The organism is Actinomadura rubrobrunea NBRC 15275, assembly GCF_001552235.1.
Classification (GTDB): Bacteria; Actinomycetota; Actinomycetes; order Streptosporangiales; family Streptosporangiaceae; genus Spirillospora; species Spirillospora viridilutea.
In genome coordinates this window covers 17,883-39,854 of record NZ_BCQU01000040.1, presented here as the reverse complement: position 1 = coordinate 39,854, position 21,972 = coordinate 17,883, and the positions used below count along the sequence as shown (strand labels likewise).

Genomic DNA, 21,972 nt, shown 5'->3' with positions numbered 1-21,972 from the left:
TCCGCGCGTCCTCTCTACGCATCAGGCCGTTCCACCGGCCGCCGCGGCCGTTTCGTCGCGTCACCGCCGTTGCCCGCCACGAGAACGCCGCCCCGGCGGCGCCGACACCTGGGGGGGCTGTTGCTTGGACCGGCCCGGCCGCCGTGTCGCGCGGCCAGGCGCATGGACGGCGGTGCGCAGGGTAGAGGGGGCATCAGTCGATCTCGAGAGGGGGCGGACTGTGATGCCCGGGATTCCGGGACTGCGGGAGGTGCGTTCGGCCGTGTCGCACACGCCCGAGGCGGCCCGTGACATGTGGTCGCGGGCGCGCGCGTCGGCCCGGCGCCGTCACGGCGGCCAGGCCGGGCCGCATCAGGTGGCGTGGACGCTCGTGGTCCAGCAGGTCGGCCGGGTGGGGCGGCTGCTGCAGGGAGTCGGCGGCCGTACCGACAACGCACCCGTGCGCTCGCCTCGCCGCGCACGCGCCGCCAAGCCCGCGACCAGGCCCGCGGGCAGGACCGTCAGGTCGCGCGCGGGTTCCAGGCGCGGCGGGACGCTCGGAGCGGCCGACGTGGGGCGCCAGGAGCTGTATGCGATGGCTCGGGACCTGGGAATTCCCGGGCGGTCGAGGATGAGCAAGCGCGAGCTGGCCGAGGCGGTGCGCCGCGCGACCGGCGGCGCCGTCAGGGGAACCGCGTCCGCCCGCTCCCGCCCGTCGCGGTCCGCGGCATCTCGCAGATCGTCCTCTCGGTCCTCCCGCGGATCGTCGGGCGCCGTGTCCAAGGCCTCGTCGCGGCGGTCGTCCGGCGGTTCGGGTTCTGGACGCGGGCGGCGGTAGGGCCGCTTGGCCGCGGGGCGGCGCTGCCCCGACCCGCCCGGGCAGCAGTCCGCCTCAGTCCCAGTCGTCGGGAAGCAGGGGCCCGAGGGGGCCGAGGTCGAGGTTGAGGTCCTTGTCCTCCAGGTCGAAGTGGTCCTTGAGGCGCTCCATGGCCTCTTCCAGGCGCATGAGGGCCAGTCCGAGCCGTTCGATCTGGTCGTCGGTGAGGGTGCCGGAGTCGACGCGACGCAGCGCCTGGCGCTCCATGAGCTGGCGGATGAGTTCCACCAGGGTGAGCACGAGCTTGACCAGGTCGCGTTCCACCTGTTCGGCGTCGGTTTCCAGGCGCTGCCGCACACGGGACGACGCGGGCGTGGACCGTATCGGCGTCGCCCGCATCGGTGAGGCGTTCGCGCGGGTGTCCCGGCGGGCGGCCGTGTCGCGGCGGCCGGCGGATTTCTCGCGGGTGTCGGGGAACAGGCCGCCGGGGGCGGGGTCGTGGACGTGGACGTCCCCGGTGAACGGTTCGCGGCGGGTCACGGCTGCTCCTCCCCCGCGGCGACGCCCGCGCCGTGCGGGGCGAGCTCGTCGCGGACGGTGGTGATCAAAGCGCGCAGGGACACCTCGACCAGGTCGATCTCGGCGATGGAGATGACCAGGTCGCCGGTGAGGACGACCCCGCCGGCCAGCAGCCGGTCCAGCAGGTCGACCAAGGAGACGCGTTCCATCGGCGGCCCGGACGGCCCGGTGTCGACGGCGACGGTCATCTCCCCTCCCCCTCGCGGCGCCCGCCGCCCGTCCCGCCGGTGGTGTCGGTGGTGTCGATGAAGGAGTAGGGCGGCCAGGGACCGGTGACCTCGACGTCGACGCCCGTCAGCTCGGCGTCGGCGCGGCGCGCGGTGTCGAGGAACTCCTTGGTGTGCTCGTCGTCGAGCAGGTAGGCCATGTTCAGCACGGGCACACCGGTGTGGCCGGACAGCCGCTGGTCCTGCGGGGGGTGCCGGCGTGAGGCACGGGCGTACCGGGTGAGCCGTTCATGGACCGACTGGGCGTAGTCGCTGATGCGGCGGTCGGCCTCCTGGCGGCTGCGCCGCTGGGCCTGCCGCCGGCGCAGGTAGGAGGCGCCCGGCCCGCCGCTGCCGCGCGCGGCCGCGGGCTGCGGCTCGGGCAAGGCCGCGCCGGCGTCGAACGCCTCGGGGTGCACGTAGATCTTCACGCCCCATTCGGTGCGGCCGCTGATCAGGTCGAGGACGCGGGTGAACTCGCCATGCTGGTCCGCCAGCACCTGCCGGACCCGGTCGTCGTCGCGGTAGAGGGTGGCGATGCGGACCGGGGCGGTGGGGGCGGCCTGCGCGGCGCGGTCGACGACCTCGTGGTGGGCGCGCGCGGCGGCCTCCAGCCACGCCAGGTCTTCCAGGTGGTCGCGCAGGGCGTCCTCACCGAAGTCGGCCAGGTCCACGGTGCTGACCAGGGCGATCAGATCCCCTTCCGGGACGGCGCGCACGGGCGCCGAGGTCACGCCGGTGACGCCGCCGAGCACGGCGGTGTCCAGGCCGCGCGCCACGCCGTACAGGTAGACGGCGGTGCCCGCCTGCGATCCGGGTGTCTGCTCGCCGCGTACGGGCGGCTGCCGGGTCTGCGGCTGACGGTCGCGGTCGCTCATGGGATGGTTCATCGCCCCTCCTCCCCGTCGTGGTCTGCGGCGCCGGCGGCGTCGTCGGAGTGTCGGGTGTCGGGGTTGGACCCCGTGGAGGCGTCCATGCGTGCGGCGGGGCGTCCGGCGGCCTCGGGGTGGGCTTGGGAGGCGATCTGGTGGGCGGGCGGCGAGACCGCGGCTTCCAGCGCCGCCAGACGTTCGCGCAGCATGCGGTTCTCTTCGGCGAGCCGGTCCTGTTCCTCGCGGTCGGACTGCTCGGCGGCGGCGACCTCGGCGCGGGCGCGCGAGGACAGCGACGGGTCGTGCTCCCACCAGTCGATGCCCATCTCCTTGGCGCGGTCCACGGACGCGACCAGCAGCCGCAGCTTGATGGTGAGCAGCTCGATGTCCAGCAGGTTGACCTGGATGTCCCCGACGATCACGATGCCCTTGTCGAGGATCCGCTCCAGCAGGTCGGCCAGGCTGGTGCCGGACCGCTCCCCCGTCGCGCGGGCGGGCGCGCGGGCCGTGCCGGTGTAGGGAATCTCAGTCAACGGATCGTCCTTCGTGGCGGTCGAGTTCGCGGGTCATGGCCGGTCGACGTGGCCGCGGGTGTAGCGGCGGGTGCGGTGGAACGCCACCAACTGCCCGTCGGCGTCCAGATCGGCCTGGTAGGCGGCGAGGATGTCGGCCGAATCGGGGATGCGGTGGATCTCCACGACCTCCACGGTGACGCTCCAGCCCCCGTCCTCGCGGCGCTGCACGCCGACCACGCCTTCGGCGTCGCGGCCGGTCATGTCGGCGACATGGCCGACCGCGCTGCGTGCGGCCCGGCGCGCGGCCGTGCAGTCGGCGGGCGACCGGCGCGTCATCGCTCACCCCCGCGACGCCTCATCCGGCGGCCCGCCGGACGCCGCCCCACCGCTCGCTCCGTCGTCGTACGGGCCGACCGGATCGTCGACCACGGGCCCCGCCGCGGCATCGGCGGACGGGCCGGCCTGGGGCTCCGCCGACGGGCCGGTGCGCGGCAGCCGGTCCAGCAGCTCCTCCTCGCGGGCGGCGGCCTCGTCCTCGTCGATCTCCCCGGCGGCCAGCCGGTCGGCGATCTCCTGCATCTCGGCGGCGATGCGCGCCGGATCGTACAGCTGCGCCTCGGCGTGTTCGGTGAGGACCTCGGCGACCCAGATGACGCCGCGCACCGGCGCCAGCGGCAGCGTCACCAGTCCGCTGAACAAACCCATCACGTCCCCCTGTCAGCTGTCCGGAACGAAGTCGTAGGGCGGCAGCGGTCCGACCAGCCGCAGGCGGATGCGGTCGGCGTATTCGGCGCCGAGGCGTTCCACCGCCTCCTCGAAGTCGCCGCGCCGGTCGCGGCCGACCAGGAACGCCGCGTCGACGACGTCCTCGTCACGTGCGGGCGTCTTCGGCACGACGCGTTCGGCGGCCGGCGCCACGCGCTCCAGCAGGACGCGGGCGTCGTGCTCGCGGCGGCGCTGCAACGCCTGCGAGATCAGCTCGCCGAGGCGGACGCGGTCGTAGTACAGGGCGTCGGCGGCGTCGGCGGGAGCCTGGCGCAACCGTTGCGCCAGGGCGGCCACCTCAGGGTCGTCCGACATGACCTCGCGCAGCACCGTGTCCTCCACGTAGGTGCCCTTCAGCCGCAGCTCCAGGCGCCCGTCCACGCCGTCCAGCGCCCGGGCGAACCGATCGGCGTTGGCGGCCAGCAGTTCCTTGGCCACCGCCTCCTGCCCGGTCATGGCGGCGCCGAACCGGAACGGCAGCACGGCCAGATCCGCTTCGACCAGCGCGGTCAGCACCCGCTGGTGCCTCATCAAGTCGGCGCGTCGCCCCAGCGGCCGGTCCTGCGGCAGCGGGCTGACGGCCGCGGCGCAGCCGCCGTCGGTGACCAGGGTCACCGGATGGTCGTCCAACCCGAGCAGCCCCTGCGGCAGGGTCGCGTCGCGGCGCGTGACACCGTAGATGTACAGCGGGGTGCCGGTCGCGGCGGTGCCGGTGTCGGCGGCGAGGTCGGGTCGGGTCATCACTCCTCCTTCCCGGAGGCGCGGCCGCGGACGGGTTCGGGTTCGGCGGCCTCGTCCTGCGACGCGGTGTCGCCGGCCCCCAAGCTCTCGCGGAGCCGTTCCTGGGCGCCCTGCAGGGCGCCCTTGGTCTTCTTCTTGGCGCCGGACTGCTGCATGTCGCCGACCATCTGCGGGATGCCCTTGGCGGTGCCGTCGTGGGCGATGTCCAGACGGTTGACGGCCTCGGCGAACCGCAGATAGGTGTCGACGCTGGCGACGACGATCCGCACGTCCACGGTGAGGATCTCGATGCCGACCAGCGACACGCGCGCGTAGACGTCGATGACCAGTCCCTTTTCCAGAATCAGGTCGACGACGTCGGCGAGGCCGCTGGAGCCGCCGCGCTGGACGGTGCCCGCAGTCTGCTGGGCGATCGGCCCAGTCATATCATCCACTCCTCGCGGGGATGTCAGAAGGTGCAAAACACGTACCTACCCGCGCTTATCGGGCTAAACGGGCGTTTTTGATTGCGTTGCGCCACGGTTTCGCGCCCACCCCGACCGCAAGGTCAAACCCACGACCGCACCGCAAAATCATTTCTCTTCCAGCCGCGCTTCACCGCGTCCACGAGAACCCCCGCGCCCGATCACTCGACGATCAGGCCGCCACCACACCCGGATGACCACGTGTCGTCCGCACCGTGCCCACTGCGGGCGACCGCACGGAGAGACAGCACAAGAAGCGGTCCCCCGACGAAGGGGCCGCGCAGCAGCGCCGCAGAGTCAGCGTTTACGGATCAGACGGCGTCCGATCACGATCGCGACACCGGCCGCGATCACGACGGGCGCGGCGCGCAGCAAGCGCTGCAGCGACACCAGCTTGGCCAGCCTGCCCGGCAGCGCCGCCACATCGTGGGCGGCGCGTTCGGTGGCGCGCGCGACCTGCCTGCCCGCCCGACGTGCGGTGCCCGCCGCGGTGCCGGCCGCACCGGCCGCGACCCTGGCGGTGGTCCGCGCGCTGTCCCGCACCGTCCCATGTGCGGACTCTTGGACGGTCGTTTGCGTCGCCGTGGTGGTTTCGCGTGCGGTGCCGGCCGCCTGCCCTGTAGGGGCCGCAGTGTCCCGGGCGGTGCCCTTGATCTTGTCCGCCGCCTTCCCGGCCGTGCCTCCGACAGGGGCGCCAGGGCCGCCGCCGGGAGTCGAGGGGGTGTTCATGAAAGCGCTCCTCATCGAGTCGCCGGACGACGATCGTGTCGACCCAGTTGTCGACCGAGTTCGCCGACCGGATTCTTGTCCGGAGATTGGTGACCGGATGGCATCGGCACTACCCGCCAGCGGACATGCCATGCCTCTCATCTGCCGCGATCCACCGTGCTGGGCGCCGGCAGCCCGTTCAGGCCACGCTCCGGCGGCAACGCCCTCCCCTCCCCCGCCGCGCAGGTAGGCTCCACCCGCGTGAGCAGCGCACCGGAACTGACCACCCCACGGCTGCGGCTGCGACGCTGGCGCGACAGCGACCGCCCCGCCTTCGCGGACCTCAACGCCGATCCGCAGGTCATGCGGTACTTCCCCGCCGCTCTGACCCGAGCCGAGAGCGACGCCCTCATCGACCGCATCGAAACCCACTTCGACCGGCACGGCTTCGGCCTGTGGGCGATCGAGCACACCGCCACCGGCGCGTTCCTCGGCTTCACCGGCCTGTCGACGGCCGACTTCCACGCCCACTTCACCCCAGCCGTCGAGATCGGCTGGCGGCTGGCCCGCCACGCCTGGGGCCGCGGCTACGCCACCGAGGCCGCCCGGAGCGCCCTCGCCCACGGCTTCACCGCCGCCGGCCTGAGCGAGATCGTGTCGTTCACCGCCGTCCCCAACCAGCGCTCCCAAGCCGTCATGCGCCGCCTCGGCATGACCCGCGACCCCCGCGACGACTTCGACCACCCCGCCCTGCCCGCCGGGCACCCGCTGCGCCGCCACGTCCTGTACCGCCTCACCGCCCGCCAATGGGCGACCTGCGCAGGCACCCAAGGCATATGACCTGCCCCAGCCGCGTACGGTGAAGGCCATGGACGCGTTGATCCCGCGCCCTCGGACCGAACCCGCCCCCGGCGTGGTGCACCTGCCCGGCTGGCTCGACACCGCGCAGCAGCGGGAACTGGTCGAGGCCTGCCGCCAGTGGGCGCGTCCCCCGGCCGGGATGCGGCGCATCCGCATGCCCGGCGGCGGCGTCATGTCGGTGCGGACGGTGTGCCTGGGATGGCACTGGGAGCCGTACCGCTACGTGCGCCATGTCGACGGCGAACGGGTCAAGCCGTTCCCCGACTGGCTGGCCGACCTCGGCCGCCGCGCCGTCGCCGACGCCTACGGCGACCACGGCGGGTACCGGCCCGACGTGGCGCTGGTCAACTTCTACGACGCGGCGGCCTCGATGGGGCTGCACCAGGACCGCGACGAACGCAGCCCCGCCCCCGTGGTCTCGCTGAGCCTGGGCGACACCGGAATCTTCCGCCTCGGCAACACCCGCGGCCGCGGCCGCCCCTGGCAGGACCTGCCGTTGGAATCCGGTGACCTGCTGGTGTTCGGCGGACCCTCCCGCATGGTCTACCACGGCATCACCAAGATCCTCCCCGGGACGGGGCCGAGCGACATAGGTCTCACCCACGGTCGCCTCAACATCACACTCCGCGAAAGCGGCCTGCCCTAGCGGCTGTGTTGTTGGTGTAGTGGTCGGTAGGAGGTGTTTGAGTGTGGGTGCCTCTTACCCCGCACCTTGACAATGTAAGGTTCAGGTGGAGCGGGTAGCGGCGGAAGCGCCGTCCCCGTCGCGGACGGGCGGCAGCCCGTGCAGCACGCGGAACAGGCGGACCCACTGGTCCGGGTGCACGAACGCCACCACCGTGTGCCGCTCCACCCCTGCAGCGCGCAACGCCGCGTCCACCCTCCCCCGCGGATGCTCGCGCTGCAGCGAGGCCCGCAGCGTGCCGCCCACCCCCGAGAAGCCGAGTGCCACGCACCGCCGGTAGTCGGCTAGCGCCGACGCCGGCAGCAGCGGCCGCGCGCGGCGCTCCAACCGCAGGATCGCCGAGTCGACCCGCGGCACCGGGCGGAACAGCTCGCGGCCGAACCGCTCCCCCAGCCGCCACTCGAACAGCGGCCACGACTGCACGGTCACCAGGCTCCAGCGGCCGTAGTCACCCGTGCGCTTGCGCGCGTACTCCAGCTGGGTCAGCAGCGTCGCCGATGTCAGGCCCGGTGCGCGCAGACACCACCGGACGATCGGAGATGTCACCGAATACGGGATGTTGCCCGCCACGGCGAACGGGCCGCGCGGTGGACGCGCCCGCAGGAAGTCGCCGCGCACGCACCGCACGTTGGGCAGGTCGGCGCACCGTTCACGCAGCCGTCCGGCCAGCACCGGGTCGATCTCGTAGGCGATGACATGGGTCCCGCACGCGGCCAGCGCGGCGGTCAGCCGCCCGTCCCCCGCGCCGACCTCGACCACCAGGTCACGGGGACGGGCGCCCACGGCTCGCACAAGCCGGTCGATGGCGTGCGGGTGGGCCAGGAAGTTCTGGCCCAGAATGCGGCGGGCGCGGTCGCGTGCGGTCCGCGGTCCCTGGCGGCGCGGACCCGCCGAGTCGGCAGAGGCGCGTGGCGTGGAGTCTCGGTTCATCGTGGATGTCCTCCGCGGCCGGACACGCCGCAGCCAGGCCGCGCAGGACGCCGTCACCGACGGCGCGAACGCGAGGGCGGGGCGCGACCGGCCAGACGGGACGGGCGCACAGGCCCGTCCGGATGGGTCGACAACAGGCCGGTCCCGGCCCTGGACATCCGGACACCACGAAGAAACGCGCAGGCGCGGAGACACCACGGTGCGGCACCGCACGTAGAGCCAGTCGCGCGGCACGCGACGGCATCAGAACACACGGTGCGGCGCGCCGCCGAGAACGCGGATCGGCGCGCGGAAGAGAATCAGGTGTCAGATCAAGCGGCGGCGCGACGGCCCGGCAGGTCCAGAGCCGGACGCCCCTCACGCGGCCGCCAGTACATGACGGCGCCGCGGACAAGGGCGCCGTCGAAGCAGGTCATAGCTGCCATGCCGGCGATCCTAGGGGACACGGCGCCACCCGCCCAACAGAATTTCCGCCCGGGTACTTCTCTCCCGAAGCAAAGAAAGCTGCAGGTCACACGCTGATCCCCGCGGCGCACGGAGGATTCGAGACACGGTGAGAGAGCTCCACGTCATCTGGAGAAGGAGCGCCTTGTTGGTGGCGCGCCGGCCGGGCCTTACAGCAGGTCGAGGACCGCCTTGTGCGCGGCCTTGCGCATCGCGGCGTGCAACGCGGCGTTGGCGTCCCGGTCGGTGCGGGCCTCCACGATCCGCAGCCCGTCGCCCGCGATCGCCTTCGGCAGGTCGGCCGCCGCCTCCAGCAGCCGGTACGGAACCCCGTGCGCCGCCGCAACATGCTCCAGGTCCACGCCGTGCGGGGTGCCGAACACCCGCTCGAACGGCCCGTCCAGCGACGCCTGCGGAAGCAGCGAGAAGATGCCCCCGCCGCGGTTGTTCACCACCACGATCGCCAGGTCGGGACGACGCTCGTCCGGCCCCAGGATCAGCCCGTTCTGGTCGTGCAGGAACGCCAGATCCCCCAGCAGCGCGTACGAGCGGCCGCTGTGCGCCAACGCCGCGCCCATCGCCGTCGACACCAGTCCGTCGATGCCGCTGGCGCCCCGGTTGGACAGCACGCGGACGCCGCGGCGCGGCCGCATCACCTGGTCCAGATCCCGGATCGGCATGCTCGCCGAGCTGAACAGCAGCGACCCGCTCGGCAGCGCCGCCACCAGGTCCCGCGCCAGCCGCGGCTCGGTCACCTGCGGCGAGTCGTCCAGCACCGCGTCCACGGCCGCCGCGGCCGCCCGGTCGGCCCGCCGCCACGACCGCAGCCACCCGTCGTCCCCCGACAGCACCGGGATCTCCACGTCCTGCGCCACCTGCGTGGCCGACCGCACCGGGTCCGGCCACCGCGACAGGTCCGGCGCCAGCACGATGTGCTCCTCGGCGCGGCGCAGCAGCGACAGCAGCGGACGCGACAGGCTCGGCTTGCCCAGCGTCACCACCACGTCCGGGCGGTGCCGCTCCACGAACTCCGGCACCCCGAGCAGGAAGTGGTGCGCCGACATCGCGTTGTCACCGTAGCGGGCGTTGCCGCTGGGCTCCGACAGCACCGGCCACCCCGCCATGGACGCGGCCGCCACGTACCGTTTGACGTTCACCGCGCCGTCGCCGACCACCAGCACGCCGCGCCGCGTCGGCGGCACGTGCAGCACCGAGCCCGGCGTGGACGCGCGCACCTTCGTCCACGCCCCGGTGGCGTCGCCGTCCAGCGGCTCGCACCACGAGTCGTCGCCGTCGGGGATCAGCGGCTCGCGGAACGCCACGTTCACGTGCACCGGGCCCGGGTGCGGCGCCTGCGCCAGGCCCCACGCCCGGCTGGTCACCGACCGCCAGTACGCCACCATCCCGGGGCGGTTCTCCGGCACGCCCAGCTCGAAGCTCCACCGGGCGGCCGTCCCGTACAGCTTGATCTGGTCGATGGTCTGGTTGGCGCCGGTGTCGCGCAGCTCCGGCGGACGGTCGGCGGTCAGCACGATCATCGGCACGCCCGCCTGGTGCGCCTCGATGACCGCCGGGTGGAAGTTGGCCGCGGCCGTCCCGGACGTGCACACCACGGCCGCCGGACGCCCCGATCTTTTGGCCAGTCCCAGCGCCAGGAACGACGCCGACCGCTCGTCGATCCGCACGTGCAGCCGCAGGCGGCCCGCCACCGCCGCCTCGTGCAACGCCAGCGCCAGCGGCGCCGACCGCGACCCCGGCGCCAGCACCGCGTCGGTCATGCCGCACCGCACCAGCTCGTCGACCAGCACCGTGGCCAGCGCGGTCGCCGGATTCATCAGCGCACCACCCCGATCGCCGGGTCCCCGCCCAGCACCTCCTGCGCCTCGGCGGCCCGCGCACGCCAGCGGTCCGCCGTCGCGGCGTCGGCCTCGTAGCGTGCCAGCGCCGCCTCCCGCACGCGCGGACGCCGCACGTCGATCGCGCCGTCCACCGGCGTCAACGGCTCGTCCACCACATCGCCTTCCAGCAGCGACAGCGTCGCCAGCCCGCACGCGTACGGAAGCTCCGGCAGCGCCGCCGCCAACGCCACGCCCGCGGCCAGGCCGACCGACGTCTCCACCGCGCTGGACACCACCACCGGCAGGCCGCACGCCTCCGCCACCCGCAGCGCCGCGCGGACCCCGCCCAGCGGCTGCACCTTCAGCACCGCCACGTCCGCCGCCTCGGCGGCGCGGACCTTGAGCGGGTCCTCGGCCCGGCGGATCGACTCGTCGGCCGCCACCGGCACGTCCACCAATCGCCGTACTCGCGCCAGCTCCTCCAGCGTCGCGCACGGCTGCTCGACGTACTCCAGGTCGAACCGGTCCAGCCGCCGGATCATCCGCGCCGCGGTGTCGACGTCCCACGCGCCGTTGACGTCCACCCGCACCCGTCCGGACGGGCCCAGCGCGTCGCGCACCGCCTCCACACGGGCCAGGTCGTCGTCTTCGCTCTGGCCCGGCTCGGCCACCTTCACCTTCGCCGTCCGGCACCCGGACGCGCGGACGATCTCATGCGCCCGCCCCGGCTCCACCGCGGGAACCGTCACGTTCACCGGGATCCGGTCGCGCACCGGCGCCGGCCATCCTTCGAACGCCGCCTCCCGCGCCGCCGCGAGCCAACGGGCGCACTCGGTCGGACCGTACTCGGCGAACGGTGAGAACTCGCCCCACCCGGCCGGACCCTCGACGAGCACGCCCTCCCGCCGCGTAATGCCGCGAAACCGCGTGCGCATCGGGATGGCATACACTCGCACCGAAATCCGACCCCCTGCCCTACAGCTGGAGCCTTTAGTAGTACCACGGGAAACGCGACCAATCGGGGGTGCGCTTCTCAAGGAACGCGTCGCGGCCCTCGACCGCCTCCTCGGTACCGTAGGCCAGGCGCGTCGCCTCCCCGGCGAACAGCTGCTGCCCCACCAGCCCGTCGTCGATCAGGTTGAAGGCGTACTTGAGCATCCGCTGAGCCGTCGGGCTCTTGCCGTTGACCTTCCGCGCCCACTCCAGCGCCGTCTTCTCCAGCTCGGCGTGCGGCACCACCGCGTTCACCATGCCCATCCGGTGCGCGGTCTCGGCGTCGTAGGTCTCGCCCAGGAAGAAGATCTCGCGGGCGAACTTCTGCCCCACCTGCCGCGCCAGGTACGCCGATCCGAAGCCGCCGTCGAAGCTGGCGACATCGGCGTCGGTCTGCTTGAACCGGGCGTGCTCGCGGCTGGCCAGGGTCAGGTCGCACACCACGTGCAGGCTGTGCCCGCCGCCGGCCGCCCAGCCCGGCACCACGCAGATCACCACCTTGGGCATGAACCGGATCAGCCGCTGGCATTCGAGGATGTGCAGCCGCCCGGCGCGGGCCGGGTCGATCGTGTCGGCGGTCTCCCCCGACGCGTACCGGTAGCCGTCGCGGCCGCGGATGCGCTGGTCGCCGCCGGAGCAGAACGCCCAGCCGCCGTCGCGCGGCGACGGGCCGTTGCCGGTCAGCAGCACGCACCCCACGTCGCTGGACATGCGGGCGTGGTCCAGCGCCCGGTACAGCTCGTCGACGGTGTGCGGGCGGAACGCGTTGCGCACCTCGGGACGGTTGAACGCGATCCGCACCGTCCCCTGGTCGACGGCCCGGTGGTAGGTGATGTCGGTGAAATCGAAGCCCTCCACCGGCTTCCAGGCGTCCGGGTCGAACAGCTCGGATACCTTGCCAGCCTCTGGCATGTGCCCTCTTCCTCATCGGCGTGCGGATGCGTTGCGCCCCCATTCAACCGCCCCGCCGATTCGAACGTGTTCAGCGGGGTGCTCTAGGCTGGCCGCGTCATGGACAGCACACCGCCCGCCCCGCCCGTCCCCGCAGGTGACCGCGCCGGTGAGCGGCCGGTGCACGCGGTGCTGCTCCCGCCGGGCGAGCGGCTGTTCCAGGCGTTGGCCGCGGCGCTGGACGGCACCGGCCCGGCGATCTGCCCGCTGTCGCCCGACCTTCCGGCCCCCGCGCTGCGCACACTGCTGGACGCGCTGGCCCCGCACGCCGTCGAGACCGCCGACGGGCTGCGTCCGCGCCGCGGCGAGCACCCGGCGCCGGTCCCGGTCGCCGACGGCACCGCCGTGCTGATCGCCACGTCGGGGTCCACGGGCACCCCCAAGATCGTCGAATTGTCCGCGGCGGCGCTGCGGCACTCGGCCGCCGCCTCCCTGGCCCGCATCGGCGCCCGCCCCGGCGACCGCTGGCTGTGCTGCCTGCCCACCAGCCACATCGCCGGCGTCCAAGTGCTGGTGCGGTCCCTGGTCGCCGGAACCGAACCGGTCATCCTGCCGGGCTTCGACACGGCCGCGTTCGACGCCGCCCTGGCCGGCGGACGGGCGCGACACACCGCGCTGGTCCCCACCCAGCTGCGGCGCCTGCTGGACGCCGGGGTCGACCTGGCGCGGCTCGGCGTGATCGTGCTGGGCGGCGCGGCCGCCTCCCCCGCCCTGCTCGACGAGGCCCGCGCGCACGGCGCGCGGATCGTCACCACCTACGGGATGAGCGAGACCTGCGGCGGGTGCGTCTACGACGGCGTTCCCCTCGACGGCGTCCGCGTCGCGGTCGGCGACGACGGGCGCATCCGCCTGGCCGGGCCGGTGCTGTTCACCGGTTACCGGCTGCGCCCCGACCTGACCGCGGCGGCCCGCGACGGCGAGTGGTTCGTCGCGCCCGACCTGGGCGTCGTGGAGCCGGACGGGCGGCTGCGCGTGCGCGGCCGCGCCGACGACGTGATCAACACCGGCGGGGAGAAGGTCGTGGCCGGCGAGGTCGCCGCCGTGCTGGCCCGCCACCCGGCCGTGCGCGACGTGGTCGTGGTGGGCCGTCCCGACCCGGAGTGGGGCGAGCGCGTCACCGCGGTCGTGGTGCCCGCCGGGCCGCCGCCCACCCTGGACGACCTGCGCGCCTGGGTCCGCGCCGCGATGCCCGCCCCCGCCGCGCCGCGCGAGCTGGAGCTGGTGGAGGCGATCCCGCTGCTGCCGTCCGGCAAGCCCGACCGCCAGGCCCTCCGCGGCGCCGTCTCCTGACCCGCGAGGCGGCCGCGGGGGCGATGCCCGTCGGTGCGTCTCGGTGGTCGGTGGTGGGTGAACTGGCTGGTGAGAGGAGTGTCACAACCCGGCGCCTTTACGTTGTAAGGTTCGGCTTGGCGGCGAGGGGCGGTCCGGGGCCGGACCCGCCTGCGACGTGGGCGTCCGCGGCCGCGCCGCACCGGTGCCCGCGGCCGCGGCGGGACGCCTGATCTCGGCCGACGGGAACAGACGGCGCCCCCGCGGCGTTCCGTCTATTGCGCGCGTGCAGCCGCAAGTGCATCTGAGCGTCGCACCACACCACGGAAGGGAGGGGGGTGTCCCCATGCCACGAACCGCCGCAGAGACCCCGCTCGTGGAGTCGGCGAGCCCAGCGCTCGACGACCTGATCGAGCGCGGCCGCGCTCACGGGCGCCTCTCGCTGGACGAGGTGCGCCGTGCCTTCGCGGCGGCGGGCATCAGCCCCGCACAGGGCCGTTCCATCCTGCGCGAGCTGTCCGAGGAGGGCATCGGCCTGGCCACCGACGACGATGCCGCCCCGGCCAAGGCCCGCGCCCGCGCGCCGCGCGCGCGCCGCGCCGACACCCCGCCGTCCCGGGCCGCGGGCACCGCGCACGCCGCCCCCGGCGACGCCGACACCGCGGCCTCCGACGCCGGCAGCGCCGAGACCGCAAAGGCCAAGGCCGCCAAGCCCGCGAAGAAGGCGCGCAAGCGCGCCTCGACCGCGGCGGCCGACCCCGTCGACCCGGCCGCCCCCGTCGATCCGGTCGACGCCCTGGCGGTCGCGGCCGACGCCGCCGACAACGACGACGCCGACGACGAGGCGTTCGAGGTCACCGAGGTCGAGGTGGACGGCGAGGACACCGCCGCCGACCTGGACGACCAGTCCACCTCCATGGGCGACTCGGTGCACACCTACCTCAAGGCGATCGGACGGCGCCAGCTGCTGACCGCCGAGCAGGAGGTGGAGCTGGCCAAGCGCATCGAGGCCGGGCTGTACGCCGAGCACAAGCTGGCCACCGAGACCATCGACGACCCGCAGCTGCGCGCCGACCTGGAGTGGATCGCCGAGGACGGACGGCGCGCCAAGGCCCACATGCTCGAGGCCAACCTGCGGCTGGTGGTGTCGGTCGCCAAGAAGTACACCGACCGCGGCCTGTCGCTGCTGGACGTGGTGCAGGAGGGCAACCTCGGCCTGATCCGCGCCGTGGAGAAGTTCGACTACACCAAGGGCTACAAGTTCTCCACCTACGCCATGTGGTGGATCCGGCAGGCCATCCAGCGCGGCTTCGCCGACTCGGCCCGCACCATCCGCCTGCCGGTGCACGTGCTGGAGATGCTCAGCAAGCTCAGCCGCGTGGAACGCGACATGCACCAGCGGCTCGGCCGCGAGCCCACCCCCGAGGAACTGGCGGTGGAGCTGGACAAGAGCCCCGAGCAGGTGCTGGAGCTGCTGCGCACCAGCCGCCAGCCGATCAGCCTGGACTCCACCATCGGCGAGGACGGCGAGACCCGCATCGGCGACCTGATCGAGGACGCCGACACGCCCGAGGCGTCCGAGCTGGTCGACCGGCAGCTCATGGCCGACCAGCTGCGCCGCACCCTGGACGTGCTGTCCCCCCGCGAAGCCAAGATCATGGCGATGCGGTTCGGGCTGTACGACGGCACGCCCCGCACCCTCGACGAGATCGGCAAGGCGCTCGGGCTGACCCGCGAGCGGATCCGGCAGCTGGAGAAGGAGTCGCTGTCGAAACTGCGGCACCCCAGCAACGCCTACCCGCTGCTGGACTTCGCCAGCTGACCCGCGCCGCTCCCTTCGGACGCGCCTTCCCGGCACGACGGGGCCCGCCGGACCGCTCACGAGTCCGGCGGGCCCCGCTTCGCGTCCGCAGGTCAGTCGCCCCGGCGGAACTGGACGATCGCCCCGGTCATCAGGACCACGCCGATCAGCACGATCAGCACGACCTCCAACCACACCGGCACCAGCCACCCGTTCCAGGTGACCCCGGGATCGAACACCCGCCGCAGCTCCGGCGACACGTCCAGGTGGGAGAACACCGCGTGGCGCAGCGGGTCCACCGCATAGGTCAGCGGGTTGAACCGGGTCAGCACGCTCAGCCACGCCGGCAGGCCGTTCAGCGGGTACAGCGCGCCCGACAGGAACATCAGCGGCATGATGCCCACCTGCATGATCCCGAAGAAGGAGTGCACGCTGGTGATCCGCGCCGCCAGCAGCAGTCCGAACGCCGTCAAGGAGAACGCCGTCAGGAACATCAGCCCCAGCAGCTCGGCCAGCAGGACCGGGTCGTAGGGCACCCCCACCAACCCGGCCAGCGCCAGGATCAGCACGCTCTGCACGGTGGCGACCACGGAGCCGCCCAGGCACTTGCCGACCACGATGGCGGTCCGGCTGACCGGTGCGACCAGCATCTCCCGCAGGAACCCGAACTCGCGGTCCCACACGATCGACCCGGCCGAGAACATCGCGGTGAACATCACCGAGGTGGCGCACACGCCGGGGAAGATGAACGTCTTCAGGTCCACCTCGCCCGCCGGGCCCGGCCCGGACGTCATCAGCGTGGACAGGCCCGTGCCCATGACCAGCAGCCACAGCAGCGGCTGCAGCAGATTGGCCACCAACCGCATCCGGTCCCGCCAGAACCAGATGAGCTCCCGGTGCAGGACGATCTTCACCGCCCGCAGGTCGTGCCGGACGCTGCGTTCGGGCACCCGCACCGCCTGAGGCGCCAGCGCGACGTCCATCGTCATCTCCTCCCCCGCGCGACCAAGCGCATCCAGTCGGCCCCGGACGCCTCGGCGTCGCGGATCGTCTTCCCGGTGAACGACATGAACACATCGTCCAGCGACGGCCGCGACACGCTCACCGAGCGGATCGGCACGCCCAGCTCGGCGAACAGCCGCGGCACGAACTCCTCCCCCGCCGCCACCGCGAACGTCACCGCGCCTTCGGCGACCACCGCCTCCACGTCGAACCGCTCCTTCAGCGCCGTGATCGCCGCCCCGTCGTCGTCGGTGTGGATCTGCACCCGGTCCTTGCCCACGCCCGCTTTGAGCGCTTCGGGCGTGTCCAGCGCCACGATCCGCCCCGCATCCATGATCGCGATGCGGTCGCAGTACTCCGCCTCGTCCATGTAGTGGGTCGTCAAGAAGATCGTGATCTGCTCGGCGTCGCGCAGCCGGCGGATGTAGTCCCAGATCGACGAGCGGGTCTGCGGATCCAGTCCGACCGTCGGCTCGTCGAGGAACAGCACCCGCGGCGAGTGCAGCAGTCCGCGGGCGATCTCCAGGCGGCGTTTCATGCCGCCCGAGTACGTCTGCGCCAGGTCGCCGCGCCGGTCCCACAGCCCGACCATCTCCAGCACCTGCCGCATCCGCTCGCGCGCCGCCGCGCGCGGCACCCCGTACAGCTCGGCGTGGAAGCGCAGGTTCTGCTCGCCGCTCAGATATCCGTCCAGGGTCGGGTCCTGGAAGACCAGCCCGATGTTGCGGCGCACCTGGTCGCGCTCGGCCACCACGTCGAACCCGGCGACCCGCGCCGTGCCCGCGGTGGGACGCAGGAGGGTGCACAGCATGTTGATCGTCGTGGACTTGCCGGCGCCGTTCGGGCCGAGGAACCCGAAGATCTCGCCGGGCCGGACGGCGAACTCGATCCCCCGTACGGCCTCGACGTCACCGAACCGCTTGACCAAGCCGTCGACCTCGACGGCCGACTCCCCGCTCGGCATGCGGGCCTCCCTTGACTCAATCGATGGGACTGCCCAACCATAGGGATGTCCCATTTTTCCGTCAAGAGATTATCGGACACGCCGAAGGAGCCTTGCCGTGGCGCATCCACGACCAGCGGAGCGACGGAACTGCGCGTACGTCGGCCCCGCGCCCACGCCGCCCGAGCCCCTGCTGCGCAACCCCGCCTATCTGGTCACCGAGCTGATGAAGCTGATCCGCCGCGAATCGGCCAACGCTCCGTCCGCCGGGGAGCCCGCCGAGCGCCTGCCCGTCCCGGCCGCCCTGGTGCTGGCGTGCGTGGCCTCCGACGGTCCCCTGTCGCAGCGGCAGGTCAGCGAGCGCCTGCGCATGGACCCCGCCGACGTGGTCGGCCTCGTCGACACGCTGGAAGAACGCGGATACGTCGAACGCCGCCGCGACCCCGAGGACCGCCGCCGCTACGCCTTGGACGTCACCGAGGACGGACGGCTGTTCCTGGGCCGCTGCTGCGAGGCCGGGCTGCGCCTCAACCAGCGGCTGTTCGCCCCGCTCTCGGCGGAGGAACTGCACCAGTTCACCGACATGATCGTGCGGGTCCTCGCCCACCACGACCCCCGATTCGCCGATCTCGGCGGCGCGGCCCGCTCTCCCCGCCCTGACCCCGTCTGAGCACGAGAAGCCGGCTACGTCCCCGAGCACCCGCCGACGACGACCGCCCCAGGTTGCCGACCGCCGGAGTCCAGGAAGCCGATGAGCACCTTCAGGTGGGCGCAGGCCCCCGATAACTTCGGAGTGCCTGCTCCTGCCAGAGGTGACGCCCTCGTGCCTGACACCCTCGTCTCGGCAACGCCCCGGCACCCCTTCATGCGGATCTTCATGCGGACATCGCCATGGTCGGCGCGGTCGTCGACGCCCCGGACTCCTGGATCGACCGGACCGCCGACCCCGACCGCTGGTGGCAGGCCGTCAACGACGACCGGGCGATCGTCGCCCGGCTCCATGACGGTGCGGTCGATCTGGCCGACGAGACCGGCGCCGACCCGGCTGCCCTGCCCGCGTGCTCCTGCTCAGCCCCCGGCCTCGTCCACCACATGCTGGAACCGCTGCAGGCACACAGCAAGCACAAGGTGCTGGAGTTCGACGCCGGATGGACCGACGAGCCGCTGACCGCCCTCGGAACCAACGTCGTCACTATCGAGATCGACGCCGCCTGGCCGCCCAGGCACGCGCCGACCTCGCCTCCGCCGAACTGTCGCCGACAGTGCGCGTTGGAGACCGCGCCGACGACTGGAAGCCCACCGCCCCCTACGACCGGGGGCGCATCACCTGCGGCGTGACCGCCTTCCCCGACACCTGGGCGGAGCAGACCCGCGCCAGCGGCGTCATCGCCGCCGGGACCGCGTCCGGCCCGACCGGCGACCGGCGCGCCTTGATGCCGATGCGCGACCAGGCCCCGGCAGCAGCGCAGCCCACCGCACAGCCACGCGAAACGCGGACCTCCCTCGAGCCGCGCAAGCTCGCGGCGGGGCAGGACGGCCTGGCCGTGGCGATCGCTGAGCTGCTGCGGCGCGTCTCAGGCGGCTCCACCAACACAGACGGCATCTACCGGCTGGAGGCGCACAAGGACGCCTCATATGCCCCCAGCGTCGCCCGGCCGCCCCCCGGAGGGGCGAAGGTCAGCCGGAGCGGACCACACAACCTGCGGCACGAAAACACAACGGCCCACCACCGATGGATGGGCGTGAAGAGACCCGAACAAAGCCCACTTCGGCCTGTCGGTGACCCGCGCGGCACGCATGTGCGGTCCGACCGTCCCATCCATCGCTGGTCTCTGCGGCGTCACACCTCCCGGTGCATCACCCGAGCTTGAGAGAAGGGACCAAGATGAGCAGCCCCACCTCTGCCGACAGTTTCGTCAGCGTCCCTGAACCCGCGAGCGTCGCCCGCATGTACGACTACTACCTGGGCGGCAAGGACAACTACGAGGTCGACCGCGAAGCCGCTGAACGGATCCTGGCCAAAGCTTCCTGGCTCCGGCCGATCGCCCGGCACAACCGTTGGTTTCTGGCACGGGCCGTCCGCCACTGTCTGAAGTCGGGGATCCGGCAGGTCGTCGATATCGGCACCGGATTCCCCACCTCCCCCAGCCCGTGGGAGGTCGCACGGGACATCGCCCCGGAGACCCGCGTCATCGGCGTCGACAACGACGAGACGGTCCTCGCCCACGCCCGCACCCGCCAGGTCGAGATCATCAAAGGGGACCTGCGCGACCCGAACGCCATCCTTGACCGCCTCGACGGACTGGTCGACTGGTCCCGGCCCGTCGCGCTCACCTTGGCCGCCGTCCTGCACTTTCTCACCGAGGACGACGACCCCGCCGGGTGCGTGCGCGCGTTCCGCAACACGATGGCCCCGGGAAGCCGATTGGTGATCTCCCATATCAGCCGGGACGGCACCCCCGGCCGACGTCATCGAAGCGATCGAACAGGAGTACAGCGCCAACGCCGCCGCCCCGCTCGTGTTCCGCACCAACCAGGAAATCCTGAACTTGTTCGACGGGTTCACCCTGGAGGAACCCGGCCTGGTACCAGTCGAGGACTGGCGTCCCGATCCCCGGTTCGCCCCGGACTTGTCCACCATCGGCGGCGACACTGCGACGCTGGTGCAGGGCGTGGGAGCAGTAGGCGTACTGCAGGCGGCATCGGAGACGGGGTGATCTCCGACCTGCTCACCGAGAACGGGGCCATCATCGATTCGACGTAGCGACAGTTGGTCGAGGCCGTCCCGAGGCACGATTGCGCGCCTCGGGACGCCGCCCCGCTTGGAGCTCACCGCTCATCACCCCCGCCGACTGGAACTGGCCTGTCCACGACGGCATGAACGTGCTGGAGATCGGCACCGGCACCGGGTACACCGCCGCGCCGCTGTGCGAACGGCTCGGCTCGCAGCACGTCAGCACCGTCGACATCGACCCGGAGCTGACCGAGGCCGCCCGGCGCCGCCTCGCCGACGCCGGCTACCGGCCCGCCGTCATCACCGGCGACGGGCTGCTCGGGGACCCCGCCCACGCCCCGTTCGACCGGGTTCTGGCGACCGTGGCGACCGAACGCGTGCCGTATGCGTGGGTGGAGCAGACCCGCGTGGGCGGGGTGATCCTGGCCGACGTCCGGCCCCGCGGCATGACCTGGGCCGGGGCGCTCGCCCGCCTCACCGTCACCGGGGACGGGACCGCCGGCGGGCCGTTGATCCCGGCGACGTGGGGGTTCATGTCGACGCGCCGGGAGGTGGACCGGCCCGGCATTCCCGAGGCCGCGCCCATCGACACGTCGGTCGTGCGCACCCGCACCAGCCCGGTCGGCGGCGCCGCCCTGCGCACCCCCGGCCTGTCCCTGCTGATCTGGCAGCGCCTGCCCGGCATCACCGTGTTCCCCCGCCCGGACGGCGCCCAGATCGTCACCCCGGACGCCTCCTGGGCCACCGTCACCACCACAGCCCCCGCCACGGTCGAGCACGGCGGCCCGACCGACCTCTGGCAGCAGGTCGAAGAAGCCCACGCATGGTGGACTGCACACAACGCCCCAGGCGGAGAGGCCTTGCCTGCGCTGACCCAGCGACTTCACCACCAGACACCAGACGGGAAGCCCTGAGCTGGATGCCGCGGCCCAACACACGAAGCGAAAGGGAGAACCCGAAAGAATCCCGTGAAGGCCATGCATGATCGTGGGGACGCTCGCGCGTCTGCTGCTGGTCTGAGCCTGCGTCAGTGGGAAGGGGCGATCGACCGTCGGGCATTCTGGTGGCGTGTCTGTGTCGCTGGTCCCCTGGGTCGTCTCGCTCGGGCTGCTGCTGGTGGGTGTGTTGACGGCCACATGGGCCGTGCGAGAGCTGGGACAGATCCTCCGCGATCTGCGCCGTTTCCATCGCGCGGAGGGCGAGGTCGTGGACGTGCGCCAGGACTGGTACGGCGACGGGAGCAGCTACCACCCCGTCGTCCGGTTCCGCACGTCGAACGGCACGAGCGTGCAGGCACCCAGCCGTCATGGCGACAGATCTCCCGGTGCGCACCCCGGACAACGCGTCACCGTCTGCTACAACCCCGCGAACCCGCAGGATGTCTTCCTGGCGGGCTGGTGGCGCAGCGGCATGGGAGCGTGGACGCTGTGCTTCGTGGCCGGCACAGCATTCGCCGCCTTCGCAACATACGGGCTGACCGTACTACTCAGATGAGGCATCTCACTATAGACGCATTCGCGCCGCCATGCTGGACATGCAAGCTGGACGGAGCCAATCGACACAGACAGTACACCAATGACCGGAACCTTACGGAACCTCACCACGATCGCGGAGTGGCACGGCGAAGTGTAGGGGGAACAGACCGACACTGCGCTACGAGCACGAAAGTTCTCTGGAGGATTTTTCTGCGGTGAAATAATTTCACCATACCGCAACCGAGAAGTTGGCACAATCGATGAAGCCAGAGAAACCGATTGTCACCTTGTCGCGTCATCTCGACCGGTCACGGATACCCATTCTTGCGGAGACTGCAGCTCAGGTCTCGGACTAGTACAAGCCAGCACTGCGGAACCCAAACTTCCGCTGACCTGCTCC

Annotated in this window: 26 protein-coding genes; 11 read left to right on the top strand and 15 right to left on the bottom strand. The window is 72.4% G+C overall.

Annotated elements, in window-relative coordinates; translation table 11 throughout:
* Positions 1-223: 223 nt before the first annotated feature.
* Positions 224-817 (top strand): Rho termination factor N-terminal domain-containing protein, encoded by a 594-nt coding sequence (locus tag AR3_RS32785; protein WP_217998542.1) that lies wholly within the window; start codon positions 224-226, stop codon positions 815-817.
* Between the two features lie 54 nt (positions 818-871).
* On the opposite strand, the gene AR3_RS14575 is transcribed toward AR3_RS32785, so the two are convergent.
* The 9 genes from AR3_RS14575 to AR3_RS30575 all read right to left on the bottom strand — a co-directional run bounded on the left by AR3_RS14575 (position 872) and on the right by AR3_RS30575 (position 5,667).
* Positions 872-1,336, bottom strand: a complete 465-nt coding sequence (locus AR3_RS14575; RefSeq protein WP_227023384.1) for a gas vesicle protein K — start codon at positions 1,334-1,336, stop codon at positions 872-874.
* Complete coding sequence (locus AR3_RS14570; RefSeq protein WP_067914491.1) at positions 1,333-1,563, bottom strand: gas vesicle protein; 231 nt, start codon at positions 1,561-1,563, stop codon at positions 1,333-1,335. The genes AR3_RS14575 and AR3_RS14570 overlap by 4 nt, the downstream gene beginning before the upstream one ends.
* Positions 1,560-2,471, bottom strand: coding sequence for a GvpL/GvpF family gas vesicle protein (locus tag AR3_RS14565; RefSeq protein ID WP_217998541.1), 912 nt, complete (start codon positions 2,469-2,471; stop codon positions 1,560-1,562). The genes AR3_RS14570 and AR3_RS14565 overlap by 4 nt, the downstream gene beginning before the upstream one ends.
* A complete protein-coding gene (locus AR3_RS14560; RefSeq protein ID WP_083951505.1) occupies positions 2,468-2,986 on the bottom strand; it encodes a gas vesicle protein in 519 nt (172 codons plus the stop codon). The genes AR3_RS14565 and AR3_RS14560 overlap by 4 nt, the downstream gene beginning before the upstream one ends.
* A gap of 33 nt (positions 2,987-3,019) precedes the next feature.
* Positions 3,020-3,304, bottom strand: coding sequence for a gas vesicle protein GvpO (gvpO, locus tag AR3_RS14555; protein ID WP_067914488.1), 285 nt, complete (start codon positions 3,302-3,304; stop codon positions 3,020-3,022).
* A gap of 3 nt (positions 3,305-3,307) precedes the next feature.
* Entirely contained in the window at positions 3,308-3,673 is a 366-nt protein-coding gene (locus AR3_RS29645; protein ID WP_083951504.1) for a gas vesicle protein GvpG, read from the bottom strand.
* 12 nt (positions 3,674-3,685) lie between these two features.
* Complete coding sequence (locus AR3_RS14545) at positions 3,686-4,474, bottom strand: GvpL/GvpF family gas vesicle protein (protein WP_067914485.1); 789 nt, start codon at positions 4,472-4,474, stop codon at positions 3,686-3,688.
* Entirely contained in the window at positions 4,474-4,899 is a 426-nt protein-coding gene (gvpJ, locus tag AR3_RS14540; RefSeq protein ID WP_067914482.1) for a gas vesicle protein GvpJ, read from the bottom strand. The genes AR3_RS14545 and gvpJ overlap by 1 nt, the downstream gene beginning before the upstream one ends.
* Before the next feature lie 336 nt (positions 4,900-5,235).
* Positions 5,236-5,667 carry a hypothetical protein gene (locus AR3_RS30575; RefSeq protein ID WP_146150382.1) on the bottom strand — a complete coding sequence of 144 codons (432 nt, stop codon included), beginning with the start codon at positions 5,665-5,667 and terminating at the stop codon, positions 5,236-5,238.
* 240 nt (positions 5,668-5,907) lie between these two features.
* On the opposite strand from AR3_RS30575, the gene AR3_RS14530 reads away from it, so the two are divergent.
* Positions 5,908-6,486, top strand: a complete 579-nt coding sequence (locus AR3_RS14530; protein WP_227023385.1) for a GNAT family N-acetyltransferase — start codon at positions 5,908-5,910, stop codon at positions 6,484-6,486.
* A gap of 28 nt (positions 6,487-6,514) precedes the next feature.
* Positions 6,515-7,153: an alpha-ketoglutarate-dependent dioxygenase AlkB family protein gene (locus AR3_RS14525; protein ID WP_067914524.1), complete on the top strand. Its 639-nt coding sequence runs from the start codon at positions 6,515-6,517 to the stop codon at positions 7,151-7,153.
* Between the two features lie 81 nt (positions 7,154-7,234).
* On the opposite strand, the gene erm is transcribed toward AR3_RS14525, so the two are convergent.
* From erm to AR3_RS14505, 4 genes are all read right to left on the bottom strand, one after another.
* Positions 7,235-8,122: an ErmE/ErmH/ErmO/ErmR family 23S rRNA (adenine(2058)-N(6))-methyltransferase gene (erm, locus tag AR3_RS14520; RefSeq protein WP_067914477.1), complete on the bottom strand. Its 888-nt coding sequence runs from the start codon at positions 8,120-8,122 to the stop codon at positions 7,235-7,237.
* Positions 8,123-8,736: 614 nt separating this feature from the next.
* Complete coding sequence (gene menD, locus AR3_RS14515; protein ID WP_067914474.1) at positions 8,737-10,401, bottom strand: 2-succinyl-5-enolpyruvyl-6-hydroxy-3-cyclohexene-1-carboxylic-acid synthase; 1,665 nt, start codon at positions 10,399-10,401, stop codon at positions 8,737-8,739.
* Complete coding sequence (locus tag AR3_RS14510) at positions 10,401-11,360, bottom strand: o-succinylbenzoate synthase (protein ID WP_067914471.1); 960 nt, start codon at positions 11,358-11,360, stop codon at positions 10,401-10,403. The genes menD and AR3_RS14510 overlap by 1 nt, the downstream gene beginning before the upstream one ends.
* A gap of 34 nt (positions 11,361-11,394) precedes the next feature.
* Positions 11,395-12,309, bottom strand: coding sequence for a 1,4-dihydroxy-2-naphthoyl-CoA synthase (locus AR3_RS14505; RefSeq protein ID WP_067914468.1), 915 nt, complete (start codon positions 12,307-12,309; stop codon positions 11,395-11,397).
* A 99-nt stretch (positions 12,310-12,408) separates the two neighbouring features.
* On the opposite strand from AR3_RS14505, the gene AR3_RS14500 reads away from it, so the two are divergent.
* Together AR3_RS14500 and AR3_RS32190 are read left to right on the top strand one after the other, a co-directional pair.
* Positions 12,409-13,638 (top strand): AMP-binding protein, encoded by a 1,230-nt coding sequence (locus tag AR3_RS14500; protein WP_067914466.1) that lies wholly within the window; start codon positions 12,409-12,411, stop codon positions 13,636-13,638.
* Positions 13,639-13,963: 325 nt separating this feature from the next.
* Complete coding sequence (locus tag AR3_RS32190) at positions 13,964-15,439, top strand: RNA polymerase sigma factor (protein ID WP_067914463.1); 1,476 nt, start codon at positions 13,964-13,966, stop codon at positions 15,437-15,439.
* A 92-nt stretch (positions 15,440-15,531) separates the two neighbouring features.
* Here the strand turns inward: AR3_RS32190 and AR3_RS14490 are convergent, their stop codons facing one another.
* Together AR3_RS14490 and AR3_RS14485 are read right to left on the bottom strand one after the other, a co-directional pair.
* Positions 15,532-16,401, bottom strand: coding sequence for an ABC transporter permease (locus AR3_RS14490; RefSeq protein ID WP_083951503.1), 870 nt, complete (start codon positions 16,399-16,401; stop codon positions 15,532-15,534).
* Positions 16,402-16,403: 2 nt separating this feature from the next.
* Positions 16,404-17,384 carry an efflux ABC transporter ATPase subunit, DrrA-related gene (locus AR3_RS14485; protein ID WP_067914457.1) on the bottom strand — a complete coding sequence of 327 codons (981 nt, stop codon included), beginning with the start codon at positions 17,382-17,384 and terminating at the stop codon, positions 16,404-16,406.
* Between the two features lie 97 nt (positions 17,385-17,481).
* Between AR3_RS14485 and AR3_RS14480 the strand changes: the two genes are divergently transcribed.
* The 6 genes from AR3_RS14480 (at position 17,482) to AR3_RS14455 (ending at position 21,591) form a co-directional block, all read left to right on the top strand.
* Positions 17,482-18,033 carry a MarR family winged helix-turn-helix transcriptional regulator gene (locus AR3_RS14480; protein WP_067914454.1) on the top strand — a complete coding sequence of 184 codons (552 nt, stop codon included), beginning with the start codon at positions 17,482-17,484 and terminating at the stop codon, positions 18,031-18,033.
* 221 nt (positions 18,034-18,254) lie between these two features.
* On the top strand, positions 18,255-18,701 hold the full coding sequence (locus tag AR3_RS14475) for a hypothetical protein (protein ID WP_067914451.1): 447 nt from the start codon (positions 18,255-18,257) through the stop codon (positions 18,699-18,701).
* The gene (locus tag AR3_RS30570; protein WP_146150383.1) at positions 18,698-19,234 is read left to right on the top strand and encodes a hypothetical protein; all 537 of its coding nucleotides are present in this window, start codon (positions 18,698-18,700) and stop codon (positions 19,232-19,234) included. Before AR3_RS14475 ends, AR3_RS30570 begins: the two co-directional genes overlap by 4 nt.
* A gap of 77 nt (positions 19,235-19,311) precedes the next feature.
* Positions 19,312-20,127, top strand: a complete 816-nt coding sequence (locus tag AR3_RS33040; RefSeq protein WP_169803837.1) for an SAM-dependent methyltransferase — start codon at positions 19,312-19,314, stop codon at positions 20,125-20,127.
* 113 nt (positions 20,128-20,240) lie between these two features.
* Positions 20,241-21,011 carry a methyltransferase domain-containing protein gene (locus AR3_RS14460; RefSeq protein WP_067914442.1) on the top strand — a complete coding sequence of 257 codons (771 nt, stop codon included), beginning with the start codon at positions 20,241-20,243 and terminating at the stop codon, positions 21,009-21,011.
* 154 nt (positions 21,012-21,165) lie between these two features.
* Positions 21,166-21,591 carry a DUF3592 domain-containing protein gene (locus AR3_RS14455; protein ID WP_067914439.1) on the top strand — a complete coding sequence of 142 codons (426 nt, stop codon included), beginning with the start codon at positions 21,166-21,168 and terminating at the stop codon, positions 21,589-21,591.
* Positions 21,592-21,972: the final 381 nt, after the last annotated feature.

What these genes read in the sequence shown, in the direction of transcription:
- AR3_RS14500 (WP_067914466.1), top strand. Translation starts at nt 12,409, where the DNA reads ATGGACAGCACACCGCCCGCCCCGCCCGTCCCCGCAGGTGACCGCGCC.
- AR3_RS14505 (WP_067914468.1), bottom strand. Translation starts at nt 12,309, where the DNA reads ATGCCAGAGGCTGGCAAGGTATCCGAGCTGTTCGACCCGGACGCCTGG.
- AR3_RS14490 (WP_083951503.1), bottom strand. Translation starts at nt 16,401, where the DNA reads ATGGACGTCGCGCTGGCGCCTCAGGCGGTGCGGGTGCCCGAACGCAGC.
- menD (WP_067914474.1), bottom strand. Translation starts at nt 10,401, where the DNA reads ATGAATCCGGCGACCGCGCTGGCCACGGTGCTGGTCGACGAGCTGGTG.
- AR3_RS14460 (WP_067914442.1), top strand. Translation starts at nt 20,241, where the DNA reads ATGAACGTGCTGGAGATCGGCACCGGCACCGGGTACACCGCCGCGCCG.
- AR3_RS14545 (WP_067914485.1), bottom strand. Translation starts at nt 4,474, where the DNA reads ATGACCCGACCCGACCTCGCCGCCGACACCGGCACCGCCGCGACCGGC.
- AR3_RS32190 (WP_067914463.1), top strand. Translation starts at nt 13,964, where the DNA reads ATGCCACGAACCGCCGCAGAGACCCCGCTCGTGGAGTCGGCGAGCCCA.
- gvpJ (WP_067914482.1), bottom strand. Translation starts at nt 4,899, where the DNA reads ATGACTGGGCCGATCGCCCAGCAGACTGCGGGCACCGTCCAGCGCGGC.
- gvpO (WP_067914488.1), bottom strand. Translation starts at nt 3,304, where the DNA reads ATGACGCGCCGGTCGCCCGCCGACTGCACGGCCGCGCGCCGGGCCGCA.
- AR3_RS14565 (WP_217998541.1), bottom strand. Translation starts at nt 2,471, where the DNA reads ATGAACCATCCCATGAGCGACCGCGACCGTCAGCCGCAGACCCGGCAG.
- AR3_RS30575 (WP_146150382.1), bottom strand. Translation starts at nt 5,667, where the DNA reads ATGAACACCCCCTCGACTCCCGGCGGCGGCCCTGGCGCCCCTGTCGGA.
- AR3_RS14525 (WP_067914524.1), top strand. Translation starts at nt 6,515, where the DNA reads ATGGACGCGTTGATCCCGCGCCCTCGGACCGAACCCGCCCCCGGCGTG.
- AR3_RS33040 (WP_169803837.1), top strand. Translation starts at nt 19,312, where the DNA reads ATGTACGACTACTACCTGGGCGGCAAGGACAACTACGAGGTCGACCGC.
- erm (WP_067914477.1), bottom strand. Translation starts at nt 8,122, where the DNA reads ATGAACCGAGACTCCACGCCACGCGCCTCTGCCGACTCGGCGGGTCCG.
- AR3_RS14570 (WP_067914491.1), bottom strand. Translation starts at nt 1,563, where the DNA reads ATGACCGTCGCCGTCGACACCGGGCCGTCCGGGCCGCCGATGGAACGC.
- AR3_RS29645 (WP_083951504.1), bottom strand. Translation starts at nt 3,673, where the DNA reads ATGGGTTTGTTCAGCGGACTGGTGACGCTGCCGCTGGCGCCGGTGCGC.
- AR3_RS14475 (WP_067914451.1), top strand. Translation starts at nt 18,255, where the DNA reads ATGGTCGGCGCGGTCGTCGACGCCCCGGACTCCTGGATCGACCGGACC.
- AR3_RS14485 (WP_067914457.1), bottom strand. Translation starts at nt 17,384, where the DNA reads ATGCCGAGCGGGGAGTCGGCCGTCGAGGTCGACGGCTTGGTCAAGCGG.
- AR3_RS32785 (WP_217998542.1), top strand. Translation starts at nt 224, where the DNA reads ATGCCCGGGATTCCGGGACTGCGGGAGGTGCGTTCGGCCGTGTCGCAC.